Annotated in this window: 19 protein-coding genes; 10 read left to right on the top strand and 9 right to left on the bottom strand. The window is 71.9% G+C overall.

Annotation, left to right across the window (positions count from 1 at the left end):
* The 4 genes from ACT4N7_RS25900 to ACT4N7_RS25885 form a co-directional block, all read left to right on the top strand.
* A partial coding sequence (locus ACT4N7_RS25900) for a transposase (protein ID WP_444831463.1) occupies positions 1 to 257 on the top strand: 257 nt, incomplete at its 5' end.
* A gap of 188 nt (positions 258 to 445) precedes the next feature.
* Complete coding sequence (locus ACT4N7_RS25895; protein ID WP_444831462.1) at positions 446 to 1,534, top strand: Re/Si-specific NAD(P)(+) transhydrogenase subunit alpha; 1,089 nt, start codon at positions 446 to 448, stop codon at positions 1,532 to 1,534.
* On the top strand, positions 1,535 to 1,837 hold the full coding sequence (locus ACT4N7_RS25890) for an NAD(P) transhydrogenase subunit alpha (protein ID WP_444831461.1): 303 nt from the start codon (positions 1,535 to 1,537) through the stop codon (positions 1,835 to 1,837).
* Entirely contained in the window at positions 1,834 to 3,228 is a 1,395-nt protein-coding gene (locus tag ACT4N7_RS25885; RefSeq protein WP_444831460.1) for an NAD(P)(+) transhydrogenase (Re/Si-specific) subunit beta, read from the top strand. Before ACT4N7_RS25890 ends, ACT4N7_RS25885 begins: the two co-directional genes overlap by 4 nt.
* Here the strand turns inward: ACT4N7_RS25885 and ACT4N7_RS25880 are convergent.
* On the bottom strand, positions 3,215 to 3,577 hold the full coding sequence (locus tag ACT4N7_RS25880; protein WP_444831459.1) for a VOC family protein: 363 nt from the start codon (positions 3,575 to 3,577) through the stop codon (positions 3,215 to 3,217). The two genes, ACT4N7_RS25885 and ACT4N7_RS25880, sit on opposite strands and share 14 nt — an antisense overlap.
* Positions 3,578 to 3,619: 42 nt before the next feature.
* Here ACT4N7_RS25880 and ACT4N7_RS25875 point away from each other — a divergent pair, with 42 nt between their 5' ends.
* Entirely contained in the window at positions 3,620 to 4,513 is an 894-nt protein-coding gene (locus ACT4N7_RS25875) for an oxygenase MpaB family protein (protein WP_444831458.1), read from the top strand.
* On the opposite strand, the gene ACT4N7_RS25870 is transcribed toward ACT4N7_RS25875, so the two are convergent.
* Complete coding sequence (locus ACT4N7_RS25870) at positions 4,485 to 4,829, bottom strand: histone-like nucleoid-structuring protein Lsr2 (protein WP_444831457.1); 345 nt, start codon at positions 4,827 to 4,829, stop codon at positions 4,485 to 4,487. The two genes, ACT4N7_RS25875 and ACT4N7_RS25870, sit on opposite strands and share 29 nt — an antisense overlap.
* 177 nt (positions 4,830 to 5,006) lie before the next feature.
* Between ACT4N7_RS25870 and crcB the strand changes: the two genes are divergently transcribed.
* The 3 genes from crcB to ACT4N7_RS25855 are packed head-to-tail and all read left to right on the top strand — an operon-like array spanning position 5,007 to position 6,797.
* Positions 5,007 to 5,420, top strand: coding sequence for a fluoride efflux transporter CrcB (crcB, locus tag ACT4N7_RS25865; RefSeq protein ID WP_444831456.1), 414 nt, complete (start codon positions 5,007 to 5,009; stop codon positions 5,418 to 5,420).
* Positions 5,417 to 5,758 carry a fluoride efflux transporter FluC gene (locus tag ACT4N7_RS25860; RefSeq protein ID WP_444831455.1) on the top strand — a complete coding sequence of 114 codons (342 nt, stop codon included), beginning with the start codon at positions 5,417 to 5,419 and terminating at the stop codon, positions 5,756 to 5,758. Before crcB ends, ACT4N7_RS25860 begins: the two co-directional genes overlap by 4 nt.
* 19 nt (positions 5,759 to 5,777) lie before the next feature.
* Positions 5,778 to 6,797 carry a D-cysteine desulfhydrase family protein gene (locus ACT4N7_RS25855; protein WP_444831454.1) on the top strand — a complete coding sequence of 340 codons (1,020 nt, stop codon included), beginning with the start codon at positions 5,778 to 5,780 and terminating at the stop codon, positions 6,795 to 6,797.
* Here the strand turns inward: ACT4N7_RS25855 and ACT4N7_RS25850 are convergent.
* A complete protein-coding gene (locus ACT4N7_RS25850; protein WP_444831453.1) occupies positions 6,781 to 8,037 on the bottom strand; it encodes a hypothetical protein in 1,257 nt (418 codons plus the stop codon). The two genes, ACT4N7_RS25855 and ACT4N7_RS25850, sit on opposite strands and share 17 nt — an antisense overlap.
* Positions 8,038 to 8,390: 353 nt before the next feature.
* Here ACT4N7_RS25850 and ACT4N7_RS25845 point away from each other — a divergent pair, with 353 nt between their 5' ends.
* Positions 8,391 to 8,894, top strand: coding sequence for a DUF3145 domain-containing protein (locus tag ACT4N7_RS25845; protein WP_444831452.1), 504 nt, complete (start codon positions 8,391 to 8,393; stop codon positions 8,892 to 8,894).
* Positions 8,895 to 8,915: 21 nt separating this feature from the next.
* Positions 8,916 to 9,500 (top strand): hypothetical protein, encoded by a 585-nt coding sequence (locus ACT4N7_RS25840; RefSeq protein WP_444831451.1) that lies wholly within the window; start codon positions 8,916 to 8,918, stop codon positions 9,498 to 9,500.
* Here the strand turns inward: ACT4N7_RS25840 and ACT4N7_RS25835 are convergent, their stop codons facing one another.
* From ACT4N7_RS25835 to ACT4N7_RS25810, 6 genes are all read right to left on the bottom strand, one after another.
* Complete coding sequence (locus ACT4N7_RS25835; protein WP_444831450.1) at positions 9,501 to 10,940, bottom strand: acyl-CoA carboxylase subunit beta; 1,440 nt, start codon at positions 10,938 to 10,940, stop codon at positions 9,501 to 9,503.
* Positions 10,941 to 10,991: 51 nt separating this feature from the next.
* Positions 10,992 to 12,239 carry a beta-ketoacyl-[acyl-carrier-protein] synthase family protein gene (locus ACT4N7_RS25830; RefSeq protein ID WP_444831449.1) on the bottom strand — a complete coding sequence of 416 codons (1,248 nt, stop codon included), beginning with the start codon at positions 12,237 to 12,239 and terminating at the stop codon, positions 10,992 to 10,994.
* A 39-nt stretch (positions 12,240 to 12,278) separates the two neighbouring features.
* On the bottom strand, positions 12,279 to 12,530 hold the full coding sequence (locus ACT4N7_RS25825; RefSeq protein WP_444831448.1) for an acyl carrier protein: 252 nt from the start codon (positions 12,528 to 12,530) through the stop codon (positions 12,279 to 12,281).
* Positions 12,531 to 12,603: 73 nt separating this feature from the next.
* Complete coding sequence (locus tag ACT4N7_RS25820; protein ID WP_444831447.1) at positions 12,604 to 13,575, bottom strand: beta-ketoacyl-ACP synthase III; 972 nt, start codon at positions 13,573 to 13,575, stop codon at positions 12,604 to 12,606.
* A complete protein-coding gene (locus tag ACT4N7_RS25815; RefSeq protein WP_444831446.1) occupies positions 13,572 to 14,510 on the bottom strand; it encodes an ACP S-malonyltransferase in 939 nt (312 codons plus the stop codon). Before ACT4N7_RS25815 ends, ACT4N7_RS25820 begins: the two co-directional genes overlap by 4 nt.
* 146 nt (positions 14,511 to 14,656) lie before the next feature.
* On the bottom strand, positions 14,657 to 15,838 hold the full coding sequence (locus ACT4N7_RS25810) for a PucR family transcriptional regulator (protein ID WP_444831445.1): 1,182 nt from the start codon (positions 15,836 to 15,838) through the stop codon (positions 14,657 to 14,659).
* Positions 15,839 to 16,442 lie beyond the last annotated feature (604 nt).

Raw genomic sequence — 16,442 nt, 5'->3', positions numbered from 1 at the left:
TCCACGCCGACAAGGCCTACGACTCCCGCGACCTGCGCGCCTGGCTGCGCAACCGGGGCATCGTCCCGCGCCTAGCGCGCAAGGGCATCGAGTCCAACACCCGCCTCGGCCGCCACCGCTGGGTCATCGAACGCACGATGGCCTGGCTGTTCGGCTACCGCCGCCTGACCATCCGCTACGAACGCCACGGCGACCTCTTCTGCGGATTCCTCACCCTCGCCGCCGCACTCACCTGCTACAAGAAACTCACCAAGTGAGACACGCTCTAAGTAGCGGCTCACTTGTTCAGAGAATTGAAGGAAGCGGCCCGATGTGATCGCGGAGATCACCTGGTGCCCTGCTCGGTCCACGTCGGCGGACTCGGCGGCGCGGGAGCGGGCAGGTTTGTCCGCGACTGGCAACTGTGATCCCGGCCCATCCGGCGTTCAAATGGTACAACTGTACTGTGATCGCCAACACAGTCGTCGGCGTCCCGCGGGAGACCGTTGTGGGCGAGCGACGCGTCGCGCTTGTGCCCAAAGTGGTCGAACGGTTGCGGGCCCGTGGGCTCGAAGTCGTGGTCGAACCCGGTGCGGGGGCGGGTGCCCTGATACCCGACGAGTCCTACGCCCGTGCCGGTGCCACCCTCGGCGACCCCTGGTCGGCCGACGTCGTGGTGAAGGTGGCGCCGCCGGGGCGCGACGAGATCGGGCGGCTGCGTCGGGGCAGTGTGCTGGTCGGGTTCCTGGCTCCGCTGACCGACCCAGACGGGGTGCGGGCGCTGGCCGACGCGGGGGTGACCGGGTTCGCCGTCGAATCCGTCCCGCGCATCTCCCGGGCGCAGTCGATGGACGCGCTGTCCTCGCAGGCCAACGTCGCGGGCTACCGGGCCGCGCTGCTCGCCGCCGAGCATCTGACCAGGTTCTTCCCCATGCTCACCACCGCCGCCGGAACCGTGCCGCCCGCGAAGGTTCTGGTCCTGGGCGCTGGCGTGGCGGGCCTCCAGGCGCTGGCCACCGCGCGCAGGCTCGGCGCGCACACCACCGGCTACGACGTGCGCCCCGAGGTGGCCGAGCAGGTCCGCTCGGTCGGTTCCCAGTGGCTCGACCTCGGCATCGAGGCCGCGGGCTCCGGCGGCTACGCCCGCGCCCTCACCGACGCCGAACGCGAGGAGCAGCAGCGCCAACTCTCGCGGGCCATCACCGGTTTCGACGTGGTGATCACCACCGCCCTCGTGCCGGGCCGGACCGCGCCGACGCTGGTCACCGACGAAGCCGTGAAGGGGATGCGGCCGGGCAGCGTGGTCATCGACCTCGCGGGCGAGTCGGGCGGCAACTGCGAGTTGAGTGAGCCGGGTGCGGTGGTCGTCGCGCACGGGGTGACGATCGCGGCGCCGCTGAACCTGCCCGCCGCCATGCCCGAACACGCGAGCGAGCTGTATGCGCGCAATGTCGCCGCCCTGCTGGAACTCCTGGTCGACGCGGAGGGCGCGCTGGCGCTCGACTTCGCCGACGAGGTCGTCGCCGGGGCGTGCGTGACCAGGGAGGAACCCTAGATGCTGGTGCAGAACCTGGCGGTGCTCGTCCTCGCGGGCTTCGTCGGCTTCGCGGTGATCTCCAAGGTGCCCAACACCTTGCACACACCGCTCATGTCCGGCACGAACGCCATCCACGGCATCGTGCTGCTGGGCGGGCTGATCGTGCTCGGCCTCAGCGCCGACGGCGCGCTGGACAAGATCCTGCTGGTGGTGGCGATCGCGTTCGGCACGATCAACGTGATCGGCGGATTCCTGGTCACCGATCGGATGCTGGCCATGTTCAAGGCCAAGGACAACAGTCCCAAGAGGACGGACAAATGACCCGCGACGTGCTGATCCAGTGCCTCTACATCGTCGCGTTCGCGCTGTTCATCTACGGCCTGATGGGGCTCACCGGCCCGCGCACGGCCGTGCGCGGCAACTGGCTCGCGGCGGCGGGCATGGCGGTGGCCGTGGTGGCGACGCTGCTCACGCCCGGCATGGGCAACTGGGGGCTGATCCTGCTCGGCCTCGCGATCGGCACCGCGGTCGGCGTGCCCGCGGCCCGGCGGGTCAAGATGACCGCGATGCCGCAGATGGTGGCGCTGTTCAACGGCGTCGGCGGCGGCGCGGTGGCGCTGATCGCCTGGGTGGAGTTCCGGCAGAGCGACGGGTTCGCCCATGAGCCCGGCTATGTCGCCATCGCCAGCCTGTTCTCGGCGATCGTGGGCTCGGTGTCGTTCTGGGGTTCCACCGTCGCCTTCGGCAAGCTCCAGGAGATCATCTCCGGCCGTCCGATCGGGATCGGGCGGCTCCAGCAGCCGCTGAACCTGGTGCTGCTGCTGGTTTCCGTGGCGTGCGCGGGATTCGCGGTCGCGGGCTCGGGGTCCGAGTGGCTGATGGTCGGCCTGCTGGTCGCCTCGGCTGTGCTGGGCGTGATGGTCGTGCTGCCGATCGGCGGCGCCGACATGCCGGTCGTCATCTCGCTGCTCAACGCGCTCACCGGCCTCAGCGCCGCCGCGATGGGCCTGGCGCTGGACAACACCGCGCTGATCGTCGCGGGCATGATCGTCGGCGCGTCCGGCACGATCCTGACGAACCTCATGGCCAAGGCCATGAACCGGTCCATCCCGGCCATCGTCGCGGGCGGCTTCGGCGGCGGTGGGGGAACCGGCGGCGGGCCCGTGGCGGCCGCCGACGGCTCGGTGCGGCGCACCAGCGCCGCCGATGCGGCCGTGCAGATGGCCTACGCCAACCAGGTGATCATCGTCCCGGGCTACGGTATGGCCGTGGCGCAGGCGCAGCACGCGGTGCGCGAGATGGCGGATCTGTTGGAGGCCAAGGGAGTCTCGGTCTACTACGCGATCCACCCGGTTGCCGGGCGGATGCCGGGCCACATGAACGTGCTGCTCGCCGAGGCCGACGTCGCCTACGACAACCTCAAGGAGATGGACGAGATCAACCGGGAGTTCGGCCGCACCGACGTGGCCATGGTGATCGGCGCCAACGACGTCACCAACCCGGCCGCGCGCACCGACCCGGACTCCCCGATCTACGGCATGCCGATCCTCAATGTGGACGAGAGCCGCTCGGTGATCGTCCTCAAGCGTGGCATGGCCCCGGGGTTCGCGGGCGTCGACAACGCCCTCTATCTCGACCCGAAGACCACGATGCTGTTCGGCGACGCCAAGTCCTCGGTGTCGGAGGTGACCGAGGAACTCAAGGCGCTGTGACCCGGTGGCTCAGGACGTTCACCAGCCGACCGTCCGGGTCGGCCACGAAGAACCGCCGAACGCCCCACGGCTCGTCGCGCAGCGCATAGGCGATGGGCAGGCCGAGTTCGACCGCCCGCGCGTGCACCGCGTCGACGTCGTCGACCTCGACGGACATGTCCGGCCGCTGGTCGGACACCTCCGCCGCGTCCATGATGATGATCTGCGACGCCGGACTGCTCGCCGAGACCAGGGTGGCCACCCAGCCCAGGTCCATCGCGACGTCGAGTCCGAGCAGGCCGGTGTAGAACGCGCGGGTCTCGGCGGGGCGTTCGGTGGTCAGGTCGGGAACGATGCGTTTGACGCTCATCACCGAACCCTAGTTCGGCCGACCGTCAGGCATGCTTGAGTCATGAGCCAGCCCGCGGTGATCGACAGCGCCGATCTCGGCCTCTTCGGCCCGGACTCGGTGACCTGGCAGATCCACGCCGACCCCGCGATGTGGTTCGGCGGCATTCGCAGCCTGTACCTGCAGGCGCTGCACCCCCGCGCGGTCGCGGGCGTCGTGCAGAACTCCGACTTCCAGTCCGACCCGCTGGGCAGGCTCGTGCGGACGGCGAACTTCGTCGGCGTCAGCACGTACGGCACCGTGGGCGAGGCCGAGCAGGCGGGCGCGCGGGTGCGCCGCGTCCACCGGTCGCTGCGTGCCAGGGACGAGCACGGTGAGCAGTTCCGCGTAGACGAGCCCGAACTGCTGCTGTGGGTGCACTGCGCCGAGGTGGCGTCGTTCCTGTCAGTCGTGCGCCGGGCGGGCTATCCGCTCACCAAGGCGCACGCCGACCAGTACTTCCACGAGCAGCGCACCAGCGCCGCCCTCGTCGGCCTCGACCCCGACGAGGTGCCCGGGTCGGTCGAGGAGATGTCGGCCTACCTCAGGGGCATCTACCCGACGCTTCGGCGCACCCCGGACACCGACGTGATCTACGACTTCCTGCACCGCCCGCCCGTGACCGGACTGCTCGCGATGGGAGTCCGGCTCTACGAGCCGACCATCGGGCACCTGTCGTACTCGCTGCTGCCCGGGTGGGCACGGCGCCTATACGGCCGCCGCGCCTATCCCGGCCCTGTCACCACCATGGCGACACGGGCGTTCCGGGCGGCCGCGCTGGCCATGCCCGGCGGGTTCCGGCTGGCCCGCGACCCGGAGCCCGCGCCGGTCACCGCCGTGCGCAGACTCGGGGACTGGGCCATGCCGGCACCGGCCAGGCTGCCCGACCTCAGTTCCCGTGCGCTTCCTGGAACTTGATCACCAGCGCCGCCGGGATCCGACCGCGCTCGGCGATGGTCTCGCCCTGGCTGCGCGCCCACTCGCGGATCGCCTGGTTGTCGGCCTTCTCACTGGCGGACGCGGACTTGCGCGGCGCGGCGGCGGTCTTCGCCCGGCGGCCCCCGGTGCGCCGCGCGTGGCCGACGAACTCGGCCACGGCGTCGCGCAGCCGCTCGGCGTTGTCGCTGGAGAGGTCGATCAGGAAGTCCACGCCGTCGATGGCGAAGGCGACAGTCTCGTCGGCCTCTCCACCGTCGAGATCGTCGACCAGTTCGACAACGGTCTTCTGCGCCACGATTTCCTCCGCGTGCTGAGAGTCGTTTCCTGCTCGGGTCGGCCGAATTCGCTCGGCGATGTCCCGGCGGCGGTCGGCATTTCGGTACCGATCACGCGGAAGGGTATCGGAAACGCCTCGGGGAACCGGTGAGCAGGTCCGGTGTGGCGTCCGGCGATAATCAACCCGGGAGGCGACATGGCGACTGACCAGGGGGAATCGGACATTGCGCGGTGGCAGCCGCTCACCGCGGTGGCGGTGGGCGGCGCGCTCGGCGCGTTGGCCAGGTTTGCGCTGATCAGCGCCCTGCCGACGAAACCGGGCGGATTTCCACTGGGTACCTTGCTGGTGAATTCCGTCGGCTGTGCGCTCATCGGCGCACTGATGGTCGGGGTCACCGAGCGGCGCATCCGACACCCGCTTGTGAGACCATTTCTCGGTGTCGGCGTACTCGGTGGATTCACCACCTTCAGCGGCTACGCCGAGGAAGTCCGCGCCCTGCTGACCTCGGCGTCGATGCCGATCGCGGTGGCCTATCTGCTCGGCACGGTCTTGTGTGCGCTGGTCGCGGTCGCTGCGGGGATGCGGCTCGCGCGGTGGGCGGTCGGGTGACGGCACTGCTCATCACGCTCGGCGCCGCCGTCGGCGCGCCCCTGCGCTACCTCACCGACCAGGCGCTGCGCCGCCGGTTCGGGCCCGGATTCCCCTGGGGCACGCTCGCGGTCAACGTCGCGGGCTCGGTCGTCCTCGGTGGGCTCGCGGGCGCCTCCGCGTGGGTTGGCACCCTGCTCGGCACCGGCTTCTGCGGCGCCCTCACCACCTACAGCGCGTTCGGCTACGAGACCGTCCGGCTGCTGGAGGACCGCGCCTACCCGCGCGCGTTCGCCAACGTCTCGGTCAGCCTCGTCGCGGGCGTCGGCGCCGCCGCGCTCGGACACTCTCTCGCCTGAGCGTCGATAGGGTGCCGCCATGGCCGTCGACCTGTCCGCGTTCCCCCGCGTCCCGCTCGGCCACTGGCCGACCCCGATCGACGACTGCCCGCGGCTGTCCGCGGCGCTCGGCGGCCCGCGTGTGCTGGTCAAGCGCGACGACGTCGGCGGCATCGGCGCGGGCGGCAACAAGCTGCGCAAGCTGGAGTTCCTGCTCGGCGCCGCGCTCGCCGACGGCGCCGACACGGTGGTCACCTTCGGCGCCGTGCAGAGCAACCACGGCCGCCAGACCGCCGCCGCCTGCGCGCGCCTGGGCCTGCGCTGCGAACTCGTGCTCACCCGCAGCGTCCCGCGCGCAGGCGAGGCGTACGAGCGCTCCGGCAACATCGCCCTCGACCGCCTCTACGGCGCCACCGTGCACCTCTGCGCCGACGACGCGGACACCGCCGAGACCTACCGGCGGGTGATCGACACCGCCGCCACCGACGGCCGCACGGTCGCCACGTTCCCCGTCGGCGGGTCCAGCCCGCTCGGCGTCCTCGGCTACGTCGCCGCCACGGTCGAGCTGTTCGCCCAGCTCGACTCGCTCGGCCTGGAGGTGCACCGGCTGGTCGTGCCGGTCGGCAGCGCGGGCACCGCCGCCGGGGTCGCGCTCGCGGTGGACCTGTTGGGGCGCAACGTGATCGTCGACGGCGGCTGTGTGTCGCACACGGCCGAGGAGTCTCTGGCCGACATCCGCCGCCTCGCCGCCGCGTCCGCCGAGTTGATGGGCCGCCCGGCGCCCGCGCTGGACCGGCTGCGCACCACCGACCGCGCGGTCGGCCCCGGCTACGGCATCCCGACCGACCAGGTGTGGGACGCGCTGCGGCTGTTCGCCCGCACCGAGGCCATCACCCTCGACCCCGTCTACACCGGGAAGGCCGCCGCCGCGTTCATCGACCAGGTCCGCGCCGGCGAGATCACCGCAGCCGAGACCGTGGTCTTCCTGCACACCGGCGGACTGCCCGGCCTGTTCGCCTACGCGCCGGAACTGGCCGATCGGCTCAACTCGCGAGGGTGATCTGCAGCGCCCTGGTGGCGATGCCGCGCAGCGCCGGGTCGTCTGGAGTGGACGGTTGGCCGAGCCAGACCACCTGGACGAGCTTGACGCTGTTGCCCTCCCGGCCGCTGGCGTAGGCGGCAGACTCGAAGGCGGGCCTGTGCTCGCCCGGCCACGCGACGCCCTCGACGGCCTGGTCGGCGACGCCGCCCGCGCCCGGCTTGTCCGCCACCGCGCGCATCTCCGTCGCCGACACGCTCTTGTTGAACCGAAGCACCGCGACCAGCACGGCCGCCTGTTTGCCGTCCGAGGTCGCCTCGAACCGGGCGCGGATCAGCCGGGCGCAGCCGTTGGTCGTCAGCCACGCCTGTACGTCGCCGTAGGCGTACGGGGCGCAGTCGGCGTGTTCCACCGAACCCTTGGCGGCGAAGGAAACCCCGTCGATCGGGATCGCCGCGGAGCCCGCGCCGTCCGTGCGCGGGGCGGGGGAGTCGTCGGTCGAACCGATGGCGACCGCGATCCCGGCGATCAGCAGCAGCAGGACCAGCAGCGCCGCGGCGATGGGCAGCCACCGCAGCTTGCCGGACTCGCGCACGGGCGCCGCGGGCGTGAGCGCGCCGCGCGGGATGAACGCGGTGGTCTCGGCGGCCCGGCCGGTGGCCGCGAAGCCCTCCGCGACCAGGTCGGCGGTGTCGATCTCCGGCCCGTCCGGGTGCAGCACCGCCAGCACCTGCCGGACCTGCTCGACGGTGCACGCGCGACCGTGGGTGGCCAGTTCGCGGGCCGCGGTCAGCAGCGTCCCCGGCTCCGGGTGCAGGATGCGCACGCCGCGCACCAGGTCGGCCGTGGGCTGCGACACCTGGGACACGTACGGCCCGACCGCGATGACCGTGCCGATCGGCAGCGGCTCCACCCGTTCGGCCTGCAGCCGAGCGGTGATCGCGGACGTCGCCGCGACCGCGTCGCCCGCCGGGTTCACCGCGCCATCCGGCCGCACCAGCGGCCAGCCGTCCGTCTTCCACTGCCCGGACAGCGGCGCGTCGAGCCGGACGGCCGGGTCGGGCAGGTCGACCCCGGCCACCACCAGAATTCCGCGCGGCAGCAGCACAATCGCCTCGACCGGGTTCGGGCAGTCCGGCGGCTGCACGCCGAGCAGGGCCACCCCGCCGCGGATGGCGTCGCCGCGGCCCCACGAGGCGAGCGCGGCACGCAGGTCGGTGCCGACCGTGGCGGTGTTGTCCCCCAGCCGCAGCAGCCGCACCAGCCACCTCCACGTGCCCGGCCGACGGATCTCGATTCGATCTCGAACGGCGTCCTGGGCGACACGTTATCGGGGGCACCGGCGAGCGGCTGAGCCGGCCTGTCACCGGGCGGCCCACGGCTATCGGTGTGGTCCATCCGACAATTGCGCCGAGCGAGCGCCCCACGGCGGGCCATTCGCATTTCGGTCGGGTAATCCCGATGTGGCCACCGAGGTCTTTCGTGGTTCGTGTGGCCAAAGTGTCCGGTGGCAGGGCACAATGAGTACGGGTAATCCGCCCGTGTGAGCAAGACATCCGGTGATCGCGACGGACGTAGGGGAAGACGATCCTCGTCGAGCAGCGGAGGTCAGCAGTGAGCACCCGTGGAAACACCCAAGGCGTGGTGTACGTCCACTCGTCGCCGGCTGCGGTCTGTCCGCACGTCGAGTGGGCTATTTCGGGCACCCTCGGAGTCCGCGCCGAGTTGCGCTGGACCGCGCAGCCCGCCGCGCCCGGCCAGCTTCGCGCCGAGTGCGCGTGGACGGGCGACGCGGGCACCGGCGGCAAGCTCGTCGGCGCCCTGCGCGCCTGGCCGATGACCCGCTTCGAGGTCACCGAGGAGCCCAGCCCCGGCGTCGACGGCGAACGCTTCTGCTTCGCGCCCACCCTCGGTCTCTGGCACGGCCGCACCAGCGCCAACGGCGATGTCGTTGTCGGCGAGGACCAGCTCCGCACCCTCGCGGCCGCCGCACGCGCGGGCGAGTCCTTCGCCTACGGCGTCGACGAGGTGCTCGGCGCGTCCTGGGACGAGGCCCTGGAGCCCTACCGCCGCGCGGGCGACGGGGCGCCGGTGACCTGGCTGCACCGGGTGGGCTGAGCGCTGTGGCACCCTGGTGGGGTGCGTGAGGCGGGAACCCGGCAACCGTGGCTGCTGCCGGTGGTGTTGGTCGCGGTCGCGGTGACCGCGACGGGCGGCCTGGTCGCCCGCGAGTTCTACGCCGACGCGGGCCTGGCCGCCGCGCCGCCCGCGATCCTGCCCAGCGAGAGCACGCTGCCCGTCGCCGACCAGCCCGGCCCCCGCGACGTGCGCGCCACCCGCGACGCCACCCAGCACCCGCTCTACGAGACCGTTCGCCAACTCCTGCAGACCTACTTCGACGCCATCAACGGCAAGAACTACGACCGCTGGCAGACCACGGTCACCGCGGGCCGGATCAAGGACATGCCGGAGCAGAACTGGCGGGCGGCCTACCGCTCGACCCAGGACGGCAGCGTCGTGGTGTACCGGATCGAGACGGGACCGGCGACCAGCGCCCGGGTGCTGCTGACCTTCATCAGCAACCAGGACGTGGTCGACGCGCCGCTGGAGCTGCCTGCCGAGTGCATCCGGTGGCGCGTCGTGTTCCCGCTGACCGTCGAGGACGACGTGTGGAAACTCGACGCGGGCGCCACCGGTGCCTCACCCCAGCACGAGGCGTGCTGACTACAGCGGAATGTTGCCGTGCGCCCCGCGCCCCGCGGGGGCGGCGGCCAGCGCCTCGGCGAGCTTCTGCCGAGTGCCGCGCGGGTCGATGACCTCGTCGACCACGCCGATGGCCATCGCCCGGTCGACGCCGCCCGCGATCCGCTCGTGCTCGGCGGTGAGCCGCGCGTGCAGCGCCTCGCGCTCCTCCTCGGGCGCGGCGGCGAGCTTCTTGCGGTGCAGGATGCCGACCGCGGCCTTGGCGCCCATCACGGCGACCTCCGCCTCCGGCCAGGCGAACACCGCGGTCGCGCCCAGCGAGCGCGAGTTCATCGCGATGTACGCGCCGCCGTAGGACTTGCGGGTGACCAGGGTGACCCGCGGGACCACGGCCTCGGCGAAGGCGTGCAGCAGCTTCGCGCCGCGGCGCACCACGCCCTCCCACTCCTGCCCGACGCCGGGCAGATAGCCGGGGACGTCCACGACGACCAGCAGCGGCACCCCGAAGCTGTCGCACATCCGCACGAACCGGGCGGCCTTCTCCGCCGAGAGCGAATCCAGGCAGCCGCCCTTGCGCAGCGGGTTGTTCGCGATCACGCCGACCGTGCGGCCGCCGAGCCTGCCCAGGCCGATCACCACGTTCGGCGCCCAGCGGGCCTGCAACTCCTCGAACTGCGCCACGCCGTGCTCGTCGGCGTCGAGGATGCCGCGCAGCAGCGGCTTGACGTCGTAGGCGCGGTTGGGCTGCTCGGGCAGTAGCGCGCGCAGGTCGCGCTCCTCGCGGACCGCGTGTAAGTCGAACAGGCCGGGCTTGGCGAACAGGCTGGTGATCCGACGCGCCCGGGTGTAGGCGTCGGTCTCGTCGTCGGCCAGCACGTGCACCACGCCGGAGCGCTTGCCGTGCGCCTCCGCGCCGCCCAGGCCCTCCTGGTCGATCTGCTCGCCGGTGACGCTGCGCACCACGTCCGGGCCGGTCACGAACACCCGGCCTTCCGGCGACATGATCACGATGTCGGTCAGCGCGGGACCGTAGGCCGCGCCACCCGCGGCCGGGCCGACGACGACCGAGAGCTGCGGGACGCGCCCGGACGCGCGGATGATCGCGGCGAACACGTTGCCCACCGCGTCGAGCGACTCGACGCCCTCGGCCAGCCGCGCGCCGCCGCAGTGCCAGATGCCGATCACCGGGCAGCGCTCGCGCAGCGCGGTGTCGATCGCCTCCACGATGTGCCTGCACCCCTCGGCGCCCATCGCGCCGCCCATCTTGGTGGCGTCGGTGCAGTAACCGACCACCTTCACGCCGTCGATGCGGCCGCGCACCGCGTACACCCCGCTGGAGTCCGCGGGCCGCAGCGGCGCCATCGAGCCGGGGTCGAGGAGCCGGGCGAGCCGGACCTCCGGCTCACGCGGATCGATCGCGCGGGCGCCGTCGCCGTGCGGATAGGGGGCCAGGGCGGTCATCGGGTGCTCCTCGGGGTACGGATTCGGTCGTTCAAGCGGTCCGACTCGTGGTCAGGCCGCGGTGAAGACCAGTGCGACGTTGTGGCCGCCGAAGCCGAACGAGTCATTCACGGCAGCGGTGAGTTCGATCTTGCGCGGCTGGCCGGTGACCACGTCCAGACCGACTCGGGGGTCGACGTTCTCCAGGTTTCGGGTAGCCGGGATGACGCCGTAGTAGATCGACAACAGTGTGATGATGCTCTCGACCGCGCCCGCGCCGCCGACCAGGTGGCCCAGCGACGCCTTCGGCGCGGTGATCACCACGTGGTCGCCGACCGCCTTGCGGATCGCGGCGGCCTCGCCCACGTCGCCCACCACGGTGGACGTGGCGTGCGCGTTGACGTGGCCGATGTCCGCGGCGGTCAGCCCGGCCGTGCGTACCGCGGTCTCGATGGCCTTGATCTGGCCGACGCCCTCGGGGTGGTTGCCCGTGATGTGGTGGGCGTCGGAGGTCATGCCGTAGCCCGCGAGCCTGCCGTAGACCCGCGCGCCGCGCGCCGCCGCGTGGTCGGCCCGCTCCAGCACCAGCACGCCCGCGCCCTCGCCGAGCACGAAGCCGTCGCGGTCGGTGTCGAACGGCCGGGACGCGCGCTCGGGCTCGTCGTTGCGGGTACTCAGGGTCCGCGACTGGCAGAACCCGGCCACCGTGATCGGGTGGATGCACGCCTCGGCGCCGCCCGCGACCATCACGTCCGCGCGGCCGTTCTGGATCATCTGCCAGGCGTTGGCCAGCCCCTCGGCACCCGACGCGCACGCCGAGCACGGGGAGTGCACCCCGGCCCGCGCCCGCAGTTCGATGCCGACGTGCGCGGCCGGGCCGTTGGGCATCAACATCGGCACCGTCAGCGGCGAGACCTTGCGCAACCCGTGCTGTTCCAGGATGTCGTCCTGGTCGAGCAGGGTCACCGGCCCGCCGATCCCGGTGCCGATGCTGACCCCGAGCCGATCCGGGTCCACCGACTCGTGGTCGTCGGTCGGCAGGTCGAACCCGGCGTCGGCCCACGCTTCCCGTGCCGCGATGAGCGCGATCTGCTCGCACCGGTCGAGCCTGCGGGCCTGCACCCGGGGCAGCACGTCGGCGGGGTCGACCGCCAGCGTCGCCGCCAGCCGGGCGGGCAGGTCGAACCGCTCGACCCACTCCTTGTCGTTGCGCCGGATACCGTTGTGCCCGGCGAGCAACCCTTCCCAGGTGGACCTGGCGTCGCCACCGAGCGGCGTGGTGGCGCCGATCCCGGTGACGACGACCTCGACGTTGCTCATGACGGTTCCTTCACAGCGGGGGGTCGAGCGGGGGGTCGGTCAGACGTTCTTCGAGATGTAGCTCACCGCGTCGCCGACGGTCTTGAGGTTCGCCAGCTCGTCGTCCGGGATCTTCACGCCGAACTTGTCCTCGGCCTGCACGGCGATCTCGACCATGGACAGCGAGTCGATGTCCAGGTCGTCGACGAAGGACTTCTCCAGGGTGACGTCGTCGGGGGCGACGCCCGCGACCTCTTCGACGATCTCGGCGAGTCCGGTGAGGATCTCGGCGTCGCTGGGCTTCTCCGACATGCCAGGTGTCCTTTCTTGTTCGTTCATCCGCTCGGGTACCGCACCCGGCCGGTGCCTTGCCTCCCCTGACAGGTCAGGGGCAGATCACGACCTGTCCCGCGTAGGACAGGCCCGCCCCGAACCCCACCAGCAGCGCCACGTCGCCCGGCTTGACCAGGCCAGCGGCGCGCATGTGGTCCATCGCCATCGGGATCGAGGCGGAGGAGGTGTTGCCGGAGTACACGATGTCGTCCGCGACGACCATGTCCTCCCGCGCGCCCTTGGCGCGCAGCTTCTTGGCGATCGACTCGACGATCCGCAGGTTCGCCTGGTGCGGGATCAGCACGTCCACATCGGACGGTTCGATGCCCGCGACGGCGAGCGCCCGCAGCGCGATCGGCGCGATCTGCGTTGTCGCCCACCGGAAGACCGACTGGCCCTCCTGGTAGATGACGCCGTCGCGCATGCCGATCAGGTCGACCACGTCGCCCGCGCTGCCCCAGACCACCGGGCCGATGCCGGGCTCGTCGGCCGGTCCGACCACCGCGGCGCCCGCGCCGTCGGCGAAGATGATCGCGTTGGCCCGGTCGACCGGGTCGATCCAGTCGGTGAGCTTCTCCGCGCCGATCACCAGCACCCGCCGCGCCGAGCCCGCCCGCACCAGGTCGGAGGCGAGGTTGAGCGCGTAGCAGAAGCCCGCGCAGGCGGCGTTGAGGTCGAACGCGCCAGCTGCCTTCACCCCGATGCGGTCGGCGACCTGCGCCGCGCCGTTGGGGATCGGCGTCGGCATGGTGCAGTTGGCCAGGATCACGGTGTCCACATCGGACGGTGCGAGGCCCGCGTCGGCCACCGCGTTCGCGCCCGCGATGACGGCCATGTCGACCAGCGACTCGTCCTTGGCGGCGAACCGGCGCTCGGCGATGCCGACGCGCTCCAGGATCCACTCGTCAGTGGTGTCCATCGTCTGCGACAGCTCGTCGTTGGTGACGATCCGCTCCGGCTGGAAACTGCCGATGCCGAGGATCCGGCTTGCTGTGGCGCCCTGGGCGAGTCGCAGTGTGGTCATTCGGTACTCCCGATCAGCTCGGTCACCCGGTCGAGATCCTCGGGCTTCTTCAGGCCCACCGTGGGGACGCCTTTCAGTTCGCGCTTGGCCAGGCCGACGAGCGCGCCCGCGGGCGGGAACTCGACCACGGCGGACACCGCGCGCTCGGCCATGGCGACCAGGCAGCGGTCCCACCGGACCGGGTTGGTGACCTGGTCGACCAGCCGGTCGAGCACCTCGGTGCCGGTGGACACCACGGCGCCGTCCCGGTTGGACAGCAGGGTGCGGCTCGGGTCGGCGGGGGCGGCCAAGCCCGCGGCGTGCTTGCGCAGCGCGTCCTGCGCGGGGGCCATGTAGTGCGTGTGGAAGGCGCCCGCGACCTTGAGCATGATGACCTTGGTGCCCGCGGGCGGCTCGGCGACCAGCTTCTCCAGCGCGGCGACGGACCCGGCGGCGACGATCTGGCCCGCGCCGTTGCGGTTGGCCGCGACGAGGCCGAGTTCGGCGAGCCGGGCGAGGTGGTCTTCCTCGGTGCCGCGGACCAGGGCGGCCATGCCCGACGGCTCCAGGTCGCACGCGGCGGCCATCTCGCGGCCCCGGACGGCCGCCAGTTCCAGCGTGTCGGCCGCGGTGAGCACCCCCGCCATGGCCGCGGCGGCGAACTCGCCGATCGAGTGGCCCGCGACGATCACGTCTGCCGGGATCTCGACGCGCGCGCTCAGCTCCTCGAACGCCAGCAGCGTCGCCGCGACGATCAGCGGCTGGGTTATCGCGGTGTCCTTGATTTCGTCGGCGTCGGCGGTGGTGCCCAGGCGGACGAGGTCGAGCCCGGTGACCTCCGACCAGGCGGCCAGCCGCTCGGCGGCGCCCGGCAGATCCAGCCACGGGGAGAGCATTCCGGGCGACTGGGAGCCCTGTCCGGGGGCGAGCAATGCGATCACCCCCTTAGGGAACACCGTCGAGGACGTTCGCACGCATGCCGAAGCTCACCAAGTCATGCGGGCTGATTTGTAGGAAACCTACAAAAGTTGCCGCCAGATGACCGACGCGGACCAGTATTAGTTGTTCGTTGTGGTGTGCGCCACCCCGATGTCGCTCAGTGTTACCAGAGTCCACGCGATCGCGACAACCGGCCGACGGCGAGCGCCACCCGCAGCACCAGCGCGTCCCGCGGGTCGCTGGCGCTGTGTCCGGTCAGCTCCGCGGCTTTGCGCAGCCGGTAGCGCACGGTGTTCGGGTGGACGAAGAGCTGCTTGGCGCAGGTCTCCAGCACGCCGCCCGCGGCCAGGTACGCTTCGACGGTCTCCTGCAGCGCGCCGCCCGCCCCCTCCAGCGGCCGCGCGACCCGGTCGATGAGCTGCCACTCGGCCTCGGGGTCGCCCGCCAGCGCGCGCTCGGGCAGCAGGTCGGCCGACCGCACCGGCCGCGGCGCGTCGGGCCACGCCACCACCGCGCGCAGGCCCGACAGCGCGTCGGCGGAACTGCGGTGCGCTTCGGCGAGGCTGGCGACCGTCGGGCCCGCGACCACCGCGCCCGCGCCGAACGCCTCGGCCATTCGGCTCATGACCCCGTGGTCGGCTGCCCCGGTCGGGCCCGCGAAGACCACCACCAGGCGCGAGCCCTGCACGCCCAGCAGCACTGCCCGCCCTGCCCGCGCGGCCCGGCTGCGCACCTCGTAGACCACGGTCGGCGGGTCGTCCGACGGCGGGTTGCCCACCAGGACGGTCGCCTCGGCCGCCGGATCCCACCCGAGCGCGGCGGCCCGCGACAGCAGGGACTCCTCCGCGTCGCCACGCACGATCCCGTCCACGACGAGCGCCTCCAGCCGCGCGTCCCAGGCACCGCGCGCCTCGGCCGCGGAGGCGTAGGACATGGCCGAGGCGAACGCGACCTCGCGGCCGTAGCGCAGCACCGCCTCGGACAGCACCGCGTGCTCGGCCGCGTCGGCGGCCAGGTCGGGCACCATGTCCTCGAACACCTGCAGCGAGACCCGCACCATCTCGACGGTCTGCCGCAGGCTGATCCACCGGGACAGGTCGCGCGGTGCGCCGCGGAAGGTGTCGGTGGTCATGCGGAGGGCTTCCTGGGGGTCGCGCAGCCACGCCGCGAATCCGGCGACGCCGTGCTGGGCGACGAGCAGCACATTGGCCCGCTGGTCGGCGGGCATCCGGCCGAACCAGGCGAACTGCTCCTCCATCGCCGCCAACGCCGCGGCCGCCAACTTCCCCGACGCCCGCTCCACCGCATCCATCGTCCCGGCGGACAACTCCGACGTCCCGCTCATCGGTCCACGATCTCACGCCCGCTGCTAAGACCGCCGCTCCGCCGGGCTGCCCCCCGCGGGGCCCTCGCGGCTGTGGGTGCTCCTCGGCGTGGGTGCTTGCTGCGACAGGTGCTCCCTCGGCCATCAATGGTCTAACGCTGGGGCGGTGGTATCAAGGGCGGCCGCAAGCGGCCGTCGCTGCGCGATCGGCGTTCTGCCGACCCTTGACACCACCGCCCCACCGTTAGGGATGGCCTGTACGAGGTCCAGGGGGCGGAATAGGCACCCCCCCGACCTGCTCTGCCCACTCCCACTCCCGCTGCCCTGACTTGGTCTTCATTCACCCAATTAGGTGAAATTCCGCATTCCAGCGAAGTTCGAGACCAATCCTGCGGACTTCAGGACGGAAATGTCTCTGGCGTGCCCTACCGATGGCGCGTAGCGCCGAGACCGAAACCAAGCTGGTTCAGGAACGAAAACGCACCGTGGGGGTCTGGGGCAATGCCACTGCCTTAAAAGATCATGTTGGTTTTGGCTGTAGCGGGTGCAGGACGATCCGGTAGGTGACGGTCTGAACGGCCGGGGTGTTCGCGGGGCGTCGGTCGTAGCGGTTGGAGCCACCGCG

The organism is Actinokineospora sp., from assembly GCF_052390155.1.
In the GTDB taxonomy this organism is placed as follows: Bacteria; Actinomycetota; Actinomycetes; order Mycobacteriales; family Pseudonocardiaceae; genus Actinokineospora.
This window is presented reverse-complemented; position numbering and strand designations above follow the sequence as displayed.